This is a genomic window from Pseudomonas sp. G3-19 (assembly GCF_054855875.1).
In genome coordinates this window covers 4,776,325-4,790,322 of record NZ_JBMPIQ010000003.1, presented here as the reverse complement: position 1 = coordinate 4,790,322, position 13,998 = coordinate 4,776,325, and the positions used below count along the sequence as shown (strand labels likewise).

At 59.9% G+C, this 13,998-nt stretch carries 11 protein-coding genes; 2 read left to right on the top strand and 9 right to left on the bottom strand.

Translation table 11 applies throughout. The annotated features are described in order from the left end of the window. Positions 1 to 116: 116 nt before the first annotated feature. Positions 117 to 1,919: a lipid A export permease/ATP-binding protein MsbA gene (gene msbA, locus ACOYXI_RS21880; protein ID WP_027611379.1), complete on the bottom strand. Its 1,803-nt coding sequence runs from the start codon at positions 1,917 to 1,919 to the stop codon at positions 117 to 119. A gap of 153 nt (positions 1,920 to 2,072) precedes the next feature. Between msbA and ACOYXI_RS21875 the strand changes: the two genes are divergently transcribed. Next, positions 2,073 to 3,935 (top strand): O-antigen ligase family protein, encoded by a 1,863-nt coding sequence (locus ACOYXI_RS21875; RefSeq protein WP_461675289.1) that lies wholly within the window; start codon positions 2,073 to 2,075, stop codon positions 3,933 to 3,935. Further along, a complete protein-coding gene (locus ACOYXI_RS21870) occupies positions 3,935 to 5,152 on the top strand; it encodes an acyltransferase family protein (protein WP_461675288.1) in 1,218 nt (405 codons plus the stop codon). Before ACOYXI_RS21875 ends, ACOYXI_RS21870 begins: the two co-directional genes overlap by 1 nt. An 18-nt stretch (positions 5,153 to 5,170) precedes the next feature. Here the strand turns inward: ACOYXI_RS21870 and ACOYXI_RS21865 are convergent, their stop codons facing one another. From ACOYXI_RS21865 to ACOYXI_RS21830, 8 genes are all read right to left on the bottom strand, one after another. Then, positions 5,171 to 6,055 (bottom strand): glycosyltransferase, encoded by an 885-nt coding sequence (locus ACOYXI_RS21865; protein WP_027611376.1) that lies wholly within the window; start codon positions 6,053 to 6,055, stop codon positions 5,171 to 5,173. Positions 6,056 to 6,087: 32 nt separating this feature from the next. Continuing rightward, positions 6,088 to 7,242 (bottom strand): glycosyltransferase family 4 protein, encoded by a 1,155-nt coding sequence (locus ACOYXI_RS21860; RefSeq protein ID WP_103368220.1) that lies wholly within the window; start codon positions 7,240 to 7,242, stop codon positions 6,088 to 6,090. Next, positions 7,239 to 8,675: a PIG-L deacetylase family protein gene (locus ACOYXI_RS21855; RefSeq protein WP_461675287.1), complete on the bottom strand. Its 1,437-nt coding sequence runs from the start codon at positions 8,673 to 8,675 to the stop codon at positions 7,239 to 7,241. Before ACOYXI_RS21855 ends, ACOYXI_RS21860 begins: the two co-directional genes overlap by 4 nt. A gap of 8 nt (positions 8,676 to 8,683) precedes the next feature. Then, positions 8,684 to 9,580, bottom strand: coding sequence for an antimicrobial resistance protein Mig-14 (locus ACOYXI_RS21850; protein WP_210556733.1), 897 nt, complete (start codon positions 9,578 to 9,580; stop codon positions 8,684 to 8,686). Continuing rightward, positions 9,580 to 10,710 (bottom strand): glycosyltransferase, encoded by a 1,131-nt coding sequence (locus ACOYXI_RS21845; protein WP_027611372.1) that lies wholly within the window; start codon positions 10,708 to 10,710, stop codon positions 9,580 to 9,582. Before ACOYXI_RS21845 ends, ACOYXI_RS21850 begins: the two co-directional genes overlap by 1 nt. Further along, positions 10,694 to 12,451, bottom strand: coding sequence for a carbamoyltransferase family protein (locus ACOYXI_RS21840; protein ID WP_007967355.1), 1,758 nt, complete (start codon positions 12,449 to 12,451; stop codon positions 10,694 to 10,696). The genes ACOYXI_RS21845 and ACOYXI_RS21840 overlap by 17 nt, the downstream gene beginning before the upstream one ends. A 225-nt stretch (positions 12,452 to 12,676) precedes the next feature. Next, positions 12,677 to 13,531 (bottom strand): DUF3800 domain-containing protein, encoded by an 855-nt coding sequence (locus tag ACOYXI_RS21835; protein WP_134785281.1) that lies wholly within the window; start codon positions 13,529 to 13,531, stop codon positions 12,677 to 12,679. A 6-nt stretch (positions 13,532 to 13,537) separates the two neighbouring features. Next, the gene (locus ACOYXI_RS21830) at positions 13,538 to 13,873 is read right to left on the bottom strand and encodes a YceK/YidQ family lipoprotein (RefSeq protein WP_134785280.1); all 336 of its coding nucleotides are present in this window, start codon (positions 13,871 to 13,873) and stop codon (positions 13,538 to 13,540) included. Positions 13,874 to 13,998: the final 125 nt, after the last annotated feature.

The window sequence follows — 13,998 nt, the reverse complement described above, 5'->3', positions numbered from 1 at the left end:
GAACCTTAACAAGCGCGGTGCCCGGTTTTATTCCGGTTTGGTCAAGAAGGGTAAAGGTCTGGATACAAACGACTGTGGGAGCGAGCAGGCTCGCTCCCACAGGGCAGGGCCTGGAGTCAGGCGATATCTTCGGCCGGGGCATCGAGGCCCATGGCGTTGAGGCGCGCATAGTAACCATTTTGCGCCAGCAACTGGTCGTGGGTGCCGCGCTCGACGATGCGCCCCTGATCCATGACCAGAATCAGGTCGGCCTTCTCGATGGTCGACAGACGGTGAGCGATCACCAGCGTGGTACGCCCCTTCATCACCTGATCCAGTGCCGCCTGAATGTGCCGTTCGGACTCGGTGTCGAGTGCCGAGGTGGCCTCGTCGAGAATCAGCAGCGGTGCATTCTTCAGCAACGCACGGGCAATCGCCAGACGCTGGCGCTGGCCACCGGAAAGCAAGACGCCGTTCTCGCCGACCTGAGTGTCCAGGCCTTGCGGCAACTGCGAAATGAAGTCCATCGCGTAGGCATCACGCGCGGCTTTTTCAATGTCTTCACGCGGCGCACCGGCCAGATCGCCATAAGCGATGTTGTTGGCCACGGTGTCGCTGAACAGAGTGACGTGCTGAGTCACCTGAGCGATGTGACGACGCAGGTTGAGCAGTTTGTACTGTTCGACTTCCACATCGTCGATGAGGATTTCGCCCTTGTCGTGGTGATAGAAACGCGGAATCAGGTTGGCCAGCGTCGACTTGCCGCTGCCCGAACGCCCGACCAGTGCGACCATCTGCCCCGGCTGGACCGAGAAACTGATGTCGTCCAGCACCTGGCGTTCGGTGCCAGGGTAGGTGAAGCTGAGGTTGCGCACGTCCAGACGGCCACTCACCGCATCGCGCTCGACGGTGCCGGTATCGACTTCCGGCTCGACATCCAGCTGCTCGAAAATGCTCTCGGCACCGGCCACGCCTTTCTGAATGGTCGAGCTGACTTCGGACAATTGACGGATCGGCTTGGGCAGCAGGCCCGCCAGCGTGATGTAGGCGACCATGTCACCGGCCGAGGCGTCACCGCGCAGGTACAGCACCAGGAACATCAGCACGGCCATGGCGGTGTAGATCACCAGTTGCAGCATCGGCGTATAGATCGCACCCGTGCGAGTCATGCGCAGTTGCTTGTCGGTGTTGCCCTGGCTGGCATCGAGGAAGCGCTTTTCTTCATAGGCCTCGCCGCCGAAGCTGCGAACCACGCGATAACCCTGGATGGTTTCCGAGGCCACATGCGTGACATCGCCCATCGCCAGCTGGATCTTCTTGCTCTGCTTGCGGAATTTTTTGCTGGCGGTGCGCACCATTACGGCGATCAGCGGCAGGATCGCCACCATCACCAGGGTCAGCTTCCAGTTCATGAATAACAGCGAGGCAAACAGGAAGATCACCGTCATGCCTTCACGGATTACGACCTTGATCGCATCTGTTGCCGCCCCCGTGACCATCGTCACGTTGAAGGTGATACGCGAAATCAGATGACCGGAGTTATGCTTGTCGAAATAGCGGTTAGGCAGCACCAACAGGTTGTTGAACAACTGCACACGCAAGTCATGCACCAGCCCGAGGGAAACCTTGGCCAGGAAATAGTTGCCCAGATAGGAGCCCAGCCCCTGCCACGCGGCGATCAGGATGATCAACAGCGGCACGGCCTGCAGCAGCTGCAGGTCACGCAGGTAGGGCACGGAAGGAAACAGCACCGCTTCAGGGTTGGACAGGCCATCGACAAAGTACTTGAGGATGTAGCCAAGCATCGGTTGCGTCGAGGCGAAAATCAGAAAGCCGACGATGCTGATCAGGAACAGACTGATGTACGGCCGGACATAGCCGAGCAGGCGGAAGTAGATTTTCAAGCTCGATGGGCTTGCGGCGGGACTGGAATCGGTCATATCACGCGAAAGTCGATAAAAAGGACGCTGACTTTAGCACAGCTTCTTCAGGGTTCTGGCAATCGGCGAAAGGCTGTTATTGTTATGCACCTCTTCTGCATCAAATAGCCATCACTCGAATGGTCGATCAACCTCAGGAATGAATCTCACAGCATGCAACTTCGCGGCTTCAGCAGTACGTCCAATCGGATTTTCGATTTCATTAGCCTGTGGATTCTTCCCACCGGTTTTTTCCTGCTCCTGTGCGCGCTGTTCTTCTTGCCGGGTCGAAGTCTGCATCACAAGTTGTTCTATGGCCTGTTCAGCATTCCGACACTGATCGCGCTGTGCCTGCGCCCGCGCGAACTCAAGGAGCTGCTGCGCGAGCCGATTTTCATCGCGGTTCTGCTGTTCGCCGCCTGGGCATTGCTCAGCCTCGCCTGGGGGCCGGGCGGGGAGCCGCTCGGCGGAATGTTCAAGCCGCCACTGCATACCTTGCTGCTGTTTGCCGGCTGCTACCTGCTGGTGCGCTACCGCAGCGACATCCTGCAACCCTTGCTGTTCGGCGCCGCGTTGGTCGCGCTGATTGCCACGACCATTTTCCTGTTCATGTTCGCCCGGGTTTATGAGCCGGGCATGCGCCTGATCGGCGGTGGTGCCTTCGATAACCCGTTGCTCAGCTCGCACCTGTTCGGCTTCTTCAGTGCCTACTGGCTGAGCGTGACCATGACCTGCAAACGTCGCCAGATGATGTGGCTCAGCTTGCCGGCGATGGCAATCATGTTCATGGCCGTGATCGGCACCGGTTCCCGGACGCCGTTGGTGGCACTGACCATGGCGGCGCTGTGGCTGTGTTTCATCTGCTGGAACAAGCGCTCGGTGGGGTTACTGATCGCGCTGGTCCTGAGCGGCGTAGCAGTCATTACGCAGTTTTCGCAGATGATCACCGAACGTGGCGACTCCTATCGTCTGGAAATCTGGCAGAAGGTACTGCACATGATTGCCGATCATCCATGGATCGGTCATGGCTACAGCGCCAGCCTTGCCGTAGACCCCGGTAACGGCATCAGCTTTCAGGAGCCGCACAGCTTTATCCTGGGTGTGCTGTATTACGTCGGCATCATCGGCTTGCTGCCCTGGCTGTTCTTCCTGCTGTGGGGCCTGCTGAGCAGTTGGCGCCAGCGTGTGCAGCCACTGCTGATCATTGCCTCGACCTGGCTGGTATTCGGTATCGGCGCCGGGCTGACCGAAGGCGGCGGAATAATCTCGCGGCCCAAGGAGCACTGGTTCCTGTTGTGGATCCCGCTGGCACTGATCGCAGCGTTGAGCATCAATCAACGCGCGCGGCGCCTGTTGACCCAGCCGGTGCAAAAGCTTGCGACCGCTGACCTGGAGCACATGAGCAGCACGGCCCAGATCATTGAAGAAGATGGCCTCGGACCGAAAGTCCTGCGCCTGACCGACGGCAGTTTCCTCAAGCTGTTCCGCCGTCGCCGCTGGTACACCTCCGGCAGTTTCAATCCCTACTCCGAACGTTTCGCGGTCAACAGCGAACAACTGCGTCAGATGGGCATCCCGACCCCGCAAATATTGAATCTGTACCGTCTCGACGATGGCAGCAGCGCTGTGCATTACGCGCCGTTGCCGGGGCACACGCTGCGTCAGGTGCTGCAGAGCATTACGGCTCCGGCGGTGCGCCAGGCGCTGGTGGAGCGCTTTGGCAAATTCATGGCGCAACTGCACGAGAAAGGCGTTTATTTCCGCTCGCTGCACCTGGGCAACGTACTGGTACTGGAAGACGGCGAGTTCGGCTTGATCGATCTGGCCGACCTGCGCATCTACCCTACCCCGCTCAGTCTTTCCCTGCGCCAACGCAATTTGCGTCATATGCAACGTTACACTGTCGACAAACGCTGGCTGTTCGAGGATCACCTCGATGCGTTGCTCCAGGGGTACGCCATGACGGCGTCCAAATCCGCGGTTGAAAATCTGCACAGGCAAGTGCTGGCCGGCAACACCCCGGTCCGGGTTCATTGATGATCGAAACCAATCCGCTTATCGCGCTGGCAGCCTATCTGCTGGCCATCATCACTTCCGCCCTGCTGTTGCGTGCGGTGCCGAAAATCGCTCGGCACCTGCAGCATTCCGGCGAAAGTCGATATGCCAGCATCGACGGCCTGCGTGGCTATCTGGCGTTTGGTGTGTTCGTGCACCACTCGGTCATTACCTGGATCTTCTTGCGCACCGGGGTGATCGACTTTCCGCCGAGCAACTTCTATTCGATGCTCGGTCAGGGCAGCGTCGCGCTGTTCTTCATGATCACCGGTTTTCTGTTCTGGAGCCGCCTGCTCGCGCAGGGACGCAACCACGACTGGCTGGCGTTCGGCGTCTCGCGGGTATTTCGCCTGTATCCGCTTTATCTGCCACTGATGCTGCTGGTGTTCGTCTCGGTCTTCCACTTGCAGGACTGGCAAATGAAGGAGCCTGGCCTGGAGCTGTTCAAACGGATCCTTGCCTGGCTGACGTTCGACCGCCCGGACATCAACCAGTACCGCCACTCCGGCATGCTGATATCCAACGTCACCTGGACGCTGGCCTATGAGGTGTTTTTCTACATGGCGCTGCCATTGGCCGGGCTGGTGTTCATCTACCGCGGCAGCTGGTTGCAGGTGGTGCTGTGCCTGATCGGCATCTACACGCTGTACCAGGTCATCGGCTGGGAACATTCGCTGAAGAAACACTTTCTGGCGAGCTTCCTCGGTGGCATCGCCGCCGCCTACTGGATTCGCCGGCCGGCGCTCGTGGCGTGGAGCCAGTCGCGTCTGGCGAGCATCATCGCCGTGCTCGCGCTGTTGATCGCGTTCACCGCGTTCAGTCGGGCGTTCAAGACTGCACCGCTGTTTTTGCTGGGGTTGTTTTTCGTGATCGTGGCGTCCGGCAATAATCTGTTCGGCGCGCTGAAACCACGCAGCATTCGCTGGCTCGGCGAAATTAGCTACAGCACCTATCTGCTGCACGGGTTCGTGCTGTGGCTGATGGTGCAACGGCTGCCGCTATTGCTGAATATCGATGCGCGGGAAACGGCGGTGTACCTGCCCCTGGTGGCCGTCTGCACCTGCTTGCTGATTCTGATCAGCAGCGCGACGTTCCTCTATATCGAGCAGCCGGGCATGGCTGCCGGCAAGAAGGTTGTGCATTGGCTGCGCCAGCGTCAGAAGGGCGAAAAGCGCCTGCCGGAGAAGGTCGCCCGCTGAGCGCGAGCGACCGCTGCCTCAGTCCTTTTCCAGCGGGGAAAAGAGTAAACGCCCCAGTCCGCGCCAGGTCTTCTTGTTCCAGGCCTTGAACGGGATCTGCGCCAGCAGCTCCCTTGCCAGTTTGCGATTGCGGTTGGCGGTCTTGAGGAACATCGAGTTCAGCGCCTTGAAGCGCACTTCGTCGTACAGCGGATGATCGCTGAACAGCGCATAGGTGCGCAGGATGTTCTCGATCATGAAGCGATGATTCTTGTACGAGTTGGTGGCGTGCTTGCGGTAGCGCGCCATCACCACGTTCAAACCGTCGATGAAGTAGCCAGCACGGGTCACCTTGAGCTCGATGTACAGGTCTTCAAGACGAATCGTCGGATCGAACCCTCCCACCTTTTCCAGCGCCTCACGACGGATCATCAACGTCGGTGCTGGCGGATACGGCTTGCGTTCAAGAAACATGTCGTCGAAATCGAGGCGGCGAAACGGCACGTCGCGGCGCTGACGCTTCTCTGGATACAGGCTGCCGTCGGCGTGCATCAGCTCGATATTGCCGGCACAGATCCCGACTTCAGGCTTGCCGTCCATGTACGCCACCTGGGTGGCAATACGTTCGGGGTACATGATGTCATCGGAGCCGAACGGCACAATCAGGCTGCCCTTCGAGCGGGCGATCGCGCCGTTGAGGGTATTGGTCAGGCCCTGATTCTGCTGCACACGGAAATCGAAGCCGTACTGCGCCTGCAACGCGCTGATGCGCTCGACGCTGTCGTCCTTCGAACCGTCGTCGACCACCAGCAACTCGATGTTCTTGTAGCTCTGGTTGAGGACACTGAGGATGCTCTCCTCGATGTACGGGCCGTGGTTGTACGAGGCGATGATCACGGTGACGAGGGCGTTGGCTTCGCTCATGACTCTTTCTTCGCTCACGGTTTTCTCTTCGCTCACGGCTGTTCCTTGCGGGCCTGCTCCAGGCCGGAGTCGATCAGGTCCAGATATTCCTGACGGAACACCTCGATGTCGTGCTGTTCTTGCAGATAGCGGTAAGCCTGCTCGCCCTTGGCCTTGAGCTCGTCGTCCGACAGCGCCAGATAGTGATCCAGCGCGGCGACCAGACTCGGCACGTCCTTGGGCGTGATCGCCAGACCACCGGCACCTTCGATCAGCGGCAACATCGCCGGCACGTTCGAAGCGATCACCGGCAAATGGCCGCTCATGCCTTCGAGCAAGGCCAGGCCCAGGCCTTCGGCCAGCGACGGCATGGTCCAGATGTCGAACGCACGCACGTATTGCAGAGCGTTTTCCTTGAAGCCCAGCAGGTGCGCGCGACCGCTCAGGCCCAGTTGCTCGATCTCGGCCGCCAGCGGCGCTTGCAGGCGCCCGGCACCGATGATCGCCAACTGGGTGTTCGGGTATTTGTCCTTCAATGCGGCAAAGGCTTGCAGCAGATAGGTGTGGCCCTTGACCGACACCAGCCGCCCCAACGCACCGATCAAACGCACATTCGGATCGAGGCCCAACAACTCGCGAGCTTTTTCGCGGCTGTGCTGCAAGCCCTCGGCCTGCTCGATGTCGATGGCATTGGTAATGGCGTAGGTGTTCTGGTCGGTAAAGCCGCAATCGCAATCGAGCAGGTACTGTTTGACCGCCGGCGACACGCCGACGAAGCGCCAGTGCCGATCGATCAGACGCTGGGTCTGGCGTCGTCGGTAAAAGCGATCGTACTCACCGAAACCATGGGAGATGCCAATGCACAGCGGCACCTTCAACCAGCGGTTGAGCGCGAGCATCATGTTCACCGGTTTGAAGCGGTTGCAGATCACCACGTCGAACTTTTCCCGGCGGCAGAACTTGTACAACTGCCACATCGCCCGCAGGCGCATGCCCTTGAGCGACTTGTCGGAAAACTCGAAGTACACCGAATGGTCGGCCCGGCTCACCGGCTCGCCCGGCCCCGGTTTGCCGCGCAGGAAAGCCGCGGTGATCTCATAGCGATCGCTCGGCAGCGCCTTGACGATCTGCTCGGCGAGGTCGGCAAAGTCATGGGCTTTGACGTTGTAGTCGGGTTGCAGCTGCAACACCTTGAACCGTTGACTCATGACTCTCCCCGCTGGACGCCTGTCTCACCGTGCTTCAGTAGCCAGAACAACTCCTGGCGCCTGACTGCTTTTCGAAAAAATTCGTTTTCGCCGTACACCGACCCAGCCCGCCCGGCGAGCACACGCTGGATAACCCGGCGCAGGCGACGCTTGACCGGTGCCGGCGGCTGCAGGTCATGCATCATGCCCAGCGCCATGGCCTTGTCCCGTTGCAACTCGATGGACAGCGGCAGGCACAGCGGCTGCATCGGCACCGCCGAATCGAAGGCCGGCGGCAAGGCAATGCCCTGCCCGGTGTTGCCCATCGGCCAGCGGTCGTTGTCGTGCAAGTGGTTGGCGTAACCGAGCAGCGTCGGCTGCCAGTCGAGGTCTTGGAGCGCCTGCAAAACCGCTTGCTGGGCGCAGATATGGTCAGGGTGCGGATCGAGGGTCGGGTGCGGCAGCACGATCACCTCTGGACGGGCGCGCAGCAGCACTTCACGCAGGTCGGCCAGCAGGTTGTTCCAGCTCGGCGCACCATCGACATCGCCCGGCAGAGTGAACGGATTCAACTGGCGAAACAGGCGCGTGTCGTTCAGGTCGGCTTCACGCGAGCCCACCGCCTGATTCGGCGCGGCCTGCATTGCCGCCAGTTGCAGGCAGAAGTAACCGAGTTGCACGCAGTGTTCCTGCGGGACACCGGCCCAACGCGGCACGGCGAGGCTGTCCCAGGCACGCAGACGGCCCTTGAGCCGCGCGGCCTCGACCTTGTTCATGCCCATCTGTTGATAGTGTTCGGCTTCGATCTCACCTGCGGTCAGGGTGACGATCCAAGCTTCATCGGCCTGACTGTACAAGCCATAGGCAGCCAACTCGGCATCGTCGGCGTGCGGGGCGATCACCATCACCCGCTGACGGCGGTAGTCTGGTTGCTCCAGCGCCCACAGCACCGGCTCGCCAAAGACCCGGCAAAAGCGCCCGCGCAAGCGCAACTGACCTTGCGCCAAGGCTTGCGCCTGACCGCTGAGGTTCAGGTAACGCAGGCCATTGACCCCGCGCTCGAAGGTTTGTGCATCAGGATGCGTCCCGCCGAGCAGTTCCACGCGCGGATCGAGAAAACGTCCCAGCCAAGTGCTTTTGACCTTTACCGCGAGGATCAACGTCGCTTCGTCGACCAGCATCACACCCTCGTCCAGGCGCAATTGCTCGCCGCTCAAATGCACCTTCGGCTGCGGTGTAAACGGCGGAAAGCTGTACTGGTAATCGTCTTTCGGCGAATAGAACAGGTGATCGGCAAACCACGCTTCATGGGCGACCCAGCCAACCACCGCGAGCACCAGCGGCAACCACCACGCGACCAGCACACCGAGCGCGATCAACACGCTCAGGGCGATCAGCAAGGTAATGCGTTTATTGCGACGATGACGCTTGAGCAGTTGCTGTTTGCGGCTCATGGGCTGACTCATACGGTGAACACCGGCACAGGATTGCACCAGCGATCCTTGTATTCACGGTCGGCGCGACCGAAGGAAAACCGCAGCGGCTTGTTCAGGGCGCGCGCGTGTTCCCAGGCGCTTTGCGTATTGAGGAAGCTCAACACGCTGCCGGGGCTGAATTCGCGGGTTTCGGGATCGACGCCGCCGTTGATGTACTCGACGCTGATCCACTCCGGGGCTTCGACGCGGTACACCAGTTGAATGGCGATCGGCGCATCATTGAGGAAGATCACCGAGCCGATCAGCAGCTCGCGCAGCAGCTCGATGACCTCGGCCATGCGTGCCGCGCCGGTGGCCGGGAAGCCCCAGCGGCGCTGGAACAGATCGCAGTAGATCGCCGCCAGTTCTGCACTGGAAAACTCTGCGACCGGACGTACCACGCCACCCGCCTCTTCCAGTAAACGCAATTCGCGGCGCTGGTTGTAACGAAACTTCTTCGACAGCTCTTCAGGGGTGCGGGCCATGGCCAATTGTTCGGTCTGCAACTTGAGGCCGCTGAAGCGGTTTTCGTTGAGCGCCGACAGATAGCGTGCGCGATGGCGCAGGGGTGCCTGGACATCGGCGGCGGCCGGCAGGATCAGCTCGGCATTGCCGAGGTCGAACAGGCCTTTCTTGCCATTGCGCTTGAGCACGTCTTTGGACAATGCCAGATCGCGGCCCCAGGTCGGGATTGCCGCTTTGACTTCACCGTCCTGCTCCCAGGCCAGATAGCGCACCGGGATGCCGGCCAGATCAGCCAGACGTTCGACTACCAAAGGATGCGTCGCGACGCTGCCGCCAAAACGTTGCCAGGCGCTGGCATAGGTGGAGGCGTCAACGGGCGACCAGCCACGTTCGCGCCAGCCTTGAAATCGGTTGAGCATCAGCCCCTCGGTGCCAGATCGGTAACTTGCGGCAGACGCCAGAAGGTGTCGCGCACCGCACGGTCGGAGAAACGCTCACGCAGGCGATCGAGCATCAGCTCGGCGCACTGCCGGCGTTGCTGATCATCCATACCGGCCAAATGTTGCAGGCCTTGTGCAAGGTGTTCGGCATCGCCCAGCGGGAACAGAATCCCTACACCTTCGACCACTTCCTTGGCCCCGCCACAGGCCGTGGCGAGCAACGGCACGCCGGCCGCCATGGCCTCCAGCAGCACCATGCCGAACGGTTCGTGATCGGAGCTCAGGGCAAACACATCGAAGGCGCGGAAGTAATTGCGCGCGTCCGGCACCTGGCCGAGAAACAGCACCCGGTCACCGATGCCCAGTTCGCGCGCCAGCTCCTTGAGGTCCTGTTCCAGACGGCCCTTGCCGAGAATCACCAGCTGACTGTTGCCCGGCAGACCGGGCAATGCCGCGGCAAAACCGTGCAGCAACGTCGCCTGATCCTTGTCCGGGTGCAGCCGACCGACGTTGCCGACGATGAACGCATCCGCCGCCAGCCCCAGGGTCTCGCGCGCTTCGCGGGCTGACACCTGACTGGCCTGCAAGGCCGGCACATCGATGCGGTTGTACAAGGTCTGGATGCGAGTGGACGGCCATTTCGGCAGGCAGCGCCGCATGTCGTCGCGCACGGCATCGGAGACGCCGAGCAGACTCAGACGCTTGCGGAAAATGTGCGCGAACAGCTTGCGCGTGCCACGTTTGTAATCGTCAAACGCGTGGTGCACGCCAATCACCGGCAGCGACGTGCCGAGCAAGGCGATGTAGATCGGCTTGAAGCGATGGGCGATGCAGAAACTGAAATTGCGTGAAGCGGCGATCTTGCGCAGATCGCCGATGGCGCCCAGCTTCAGGCCACGAATGGCCTTGGAGCTGTATTCCATGAACAACACTTCATCGGAAGCACACGCTGCGGCCACCTCGCTATCGGCGGCCCCGGTCAGAAAGACCGTGGTCACCCGATAACCGGTGCCCGCGAACAGGCTGGCGTACTGCCGTGCGCAGTCGAGGAACGGCCCGTCATAGCCGTGACAGAACTGCAGCACATGGCGTTCAGCCGAGCGAGTCATAAGCGTTTGCGCCCTCTTTGACCACCAGAATGTCTTCCATGATCAGGTACTGCAGATCGGAGCCGAAGAACATGTTCAGGGCGTCGGTCGGCGAGCAGATCATCGGTTCACCACGACGGTTCAGCGAAGTGTTCAGCGACACGCCGTTGCCGGTGAGGTTTTCCAGCGCCTTCATCATGTCGTAGTAGCGCGGGTTGTATTCGCGCTTGAGGACCTGGGCACGGGAAGTGCCGTCTTCGTGGACGACTTCCGGCACGCGGGTCTTCCACTCTTCCGCCACTTCGAAAGTGAAGGTCATGAACGGCGCCGGGTGATCGATCTTGATCATCTGCGGTGCAACGGTGTCGAGCATCGACGGGCAGAAAGGCCTCCAGCGCTCGCGGAACTTGATCTGGTGGTTGATCCGGTCAGCCACACCGGCCACGCTCGGGCAACCGATGATCGAACGACCACCGAGCGCACGCGGACCGAATTCCATGCGGCCCTGGAACCAGGCCACCGGGTTGCCATCGACCATGATTTTGGCGATCTGCTCCGGCATGTTGTCGAGCTTGCGCCAGGTCGGCTTGTTCTCGTGACGGGCGCACGCGGCGATCACGTCTTCGTTGCTGTACGACGGGCCGAGGTAGACGTGTTCCATCTTCTCGACCGGTACGCCACGGGCGTGGGACACATAGGCTGCTGCGCCGACCGCGGTGCCGGCATCGCCGGACGCAGGCTGGACGAACAGTTCCTTGATGTCATCGCGGGCGATGATTTTCTGGTTCAGCTTGACGTTCAACGCACAGCCACCGGCGAAGGCCAGCTTGCCGGTTTCCTTGAGCACGTCGCCCAGGTAGTAGTCGATCATCTGCAACGCCAGTTTCTCGAACAGCGCTTGCATGCTCGCGGCGTAGTGGATGTACGGCTCGTCGGCGATGTCGCCCTCACGCTTCGGACCCAGCCACTCGATCAGCTTCGGCGAGAAGTAGAAGCCCTTGCCCTTCTCTTTGTAGCGACGCAGGCCGATCACGTTGGCGTAGTCGGTGTTGATCACCAGTTCGCCGTTCTCGAACGAGGCCAGACGCGAGAAGTCATATTTGCTGGCGTCGCCGTACGGCGCCATGCCCATGACCTTGAACTCACCGTCGAGCATCTCGAAACCGAGGAACTCGGTGATCGCGCCGTACAAGCCGCCGAGGGAGTCCGGATCGAAGAATTCCTTGATCTTGTGGATCTTGCCGTTTTCGCCATAACCGAAGAAGGTCGTGGCGTACTCGCCCTTGCCGTCGATGCCGAGGATCGCGGTTTTCTCTTTGAAACCCGAGCAGTGGTAGGCGCTGGAGGCGTGAGCGAGGTGGTGCTCGACCGGCTCGATCTTGATCTTCTTCGGATCAAAACCCAGCTGCTCCAGGCACCAGACGATCTTGTTGCGATAGCGCTTGTAGCGACGGTTGCCCATCAGGATCGCATCGAGGGCGCGATCCGGTGCGTACCAGTAACGCTTGGCATAGTGCCAGCGGGCCTTGCCGAACAGGCTGATCGGGGCGAACGGAATCGCCACCACGTCAACGTCGGACGGCTTGATACCGGCCTGTTCCAGGCAGAACTTCGCCGATTCGTAGGGCATGCGGTTCTTTGCATGCTTATCGCGGACGAAGCGCTCTTCTTCAGCCGCCGCCACCAGCTTGCCGTCGATGTACAAGGCGGCTGAAGGGTCATGGCTAAGGGCGCCGGACAGGCCAAGAATCGTCAATGCCACAGGGTCTAGCCTCTTTAGTCTGCATTCAGGCGCGATGCGCCTTGAAAATTGATGTGCCCTCGCACCGGGCGAGAGACAGCTAAAGGGCGGGATTATAGCGTAAAAGCGCCGACAAGCCTCTAGCGGAACTGGCCGGCCTTTGCGTTGACACTTCCGAGCCTCTCAACATAGACTTCCGTGCAAATGGGCTGGGGGATCCCGGTCGGCGCTAATGCCTCGGTGAGATCACCGGGGCTTTTCGCTTTCTGGGGGAGGGAAAACCTTCAACCCCCAATTCTCGAAACCTTTCCCAACTTTATTCCGCCCACCGCTGCAATAGAACTTGCGCCTGAGCACATCAAACGCGCGATTTTCCTGACCCACCCTCAAAACACTCATGCCGATGGGCCTTGCAACAAGATCAGCCAGCTGCAATCCGGTGGAATTGACTTGTTTTGTGGCGAAGACGATGTCAAACGGCAGTTGAACCCCCAATCGGTTAGACCCGCCACAAACCCTGCGAAACTCCAGCTCAAGCTCGTTATCCTCCCGCTTGCCTCGCCGCTCGAAAATCACATGTGTCAACGCCTTATGTTGAAGCTTTTCCTGCAAAAACTCATGCAGCGTTTCCAGACAGAAGCCGAGAGCCAAGTGGTAGGGGTTGTCCGCAGATGCCTGCTTTGCGCGCAGCAAGGCCTTGTCGATAACGCAACTGATCAGGACAAAATTGATGGCCTCGATAATGCCGGTCAATTCGTCGAGAAAGGCATGCTTGTGCACTCTCGAAGTGAACAGGCTGGAGAACGCTCCTTTTTCTTTTCGAATCTCCAGCTCATGCAGCACGATCAGATCGTGCCCCATATGGTTGAACTTGAATTTCTGGACAGTCGGAATGACCTTTTCGCAGTAATGCCTTTTGTGAAAGACGCAAAAAGCAAGCACGAATATCGGGTAATAGGGATCCAGCTTCTGCATCCCTTGATCACCGCTTTCATCAACATAGACGATGTAGTCGCTGTATCTCCCGGACGGATACAAGAGCGCTGCCGCTTCAACAATTGCTTGCGACTCGCTCTGGTTTTCAAACAGAGAAAATTGCAAAAAAAGTTACCCGCGATCTGTTCGCCAATAGATGCCGATATTGCCATCCACGACCTGTTGATAAATCGTATACGGCAACACCACCGTATCCAGCACCCCGGACAACGGCAGGTCCAGCAGCACAAATGGCAGCAGCACACCGGTAGGGTCAGGCGGGGCATTCAGTACGCAGAAATCGAACGCCAGCCCGCTGTAGATCCGTGGAATCGATTGGCAGTAGGTTTTCTGTTTGCGCATGTCGCGGGCGACGTCAGCGTCCATTTGCAGGACCGAGGCGGCGGTGCCGCAGCCGGATAAAAGCCATGCGCAGGTGCTGAGTGTTAAAGCGTTTTTGATGGTCAAGTCTTGCCCTCCGAAGTGGTCAGGGCAAGCTAGCATCGGGGCTGGAGCGGGCACAGTTCATGGCTTCTGGAGAAGCTGTAGGACAAGTCAGTGGTGTTTGTCCGCTATTGCTCAACGGGAGTTTT

Excerpts from the sequence above, each read along its gene's own strand:
- msbA (WP_027611379.1), bottom strand. The coding sequence starts at position 1,919 with ATGACCGATTCCAGTCCCGCCGCAAGCCCATCGAGCTTGAAAATCTAC.
- ACOYXI_RS21875 (WP_461675289.1), top strand. The coding sequence starts at position 2,073 with ATGCAACTTCGCGGCTTCAGCAGTACGTCCAATCGGATTTTCGATTTC.
- ACOYXI_RS21870 (WP_461675288.1), top strand. The coding sequence starts at position 3,935 with ATGATCGAAACCAATCCGCTTATCGCGCTGGCAGCCTATCTGCTGGCC.
- ACOYXI_RS21865 (WP_027611376.1), bottom strand. The coding sequence starts at position 6,055 with ATGAGCGAAGCCAACGCCCTCGTCACCGTGATCATCGCCTCGTACAAC.
- ACOYXI_RS21860 (WP_103368220.1), bottom strand. The coding sequence starts at position 7,242 with ATGAGTCAACGGTTCAAGGTGTTGCAGCTGCAACCCGACTACAACGTC.
- ACOYXI_RS21855 (WP_461675287.1), bottom strand. The coding sequence starts at position 8,675 with ATGAGCCGCAAACAGCAACTGCTCAAGCGTCATCGTCGCAATAAACGC.
- ACOYXI_RS21850 (WP_210556733.1), bottom strand. The coding sequence starts at position 9,580 with ATGCTCAACCGATTTCAAGGCTGGCGCGAACGTGGCTGGTCGCCCGTT.
- ACOYXI_RS21845 (WP_027611372.1), bottom strand. The coding sequence starts at position 10,710 with ATGACTCGCTCGGCTGAACGCCATGTGCTGCAGTTCTGTCACGGCTAT.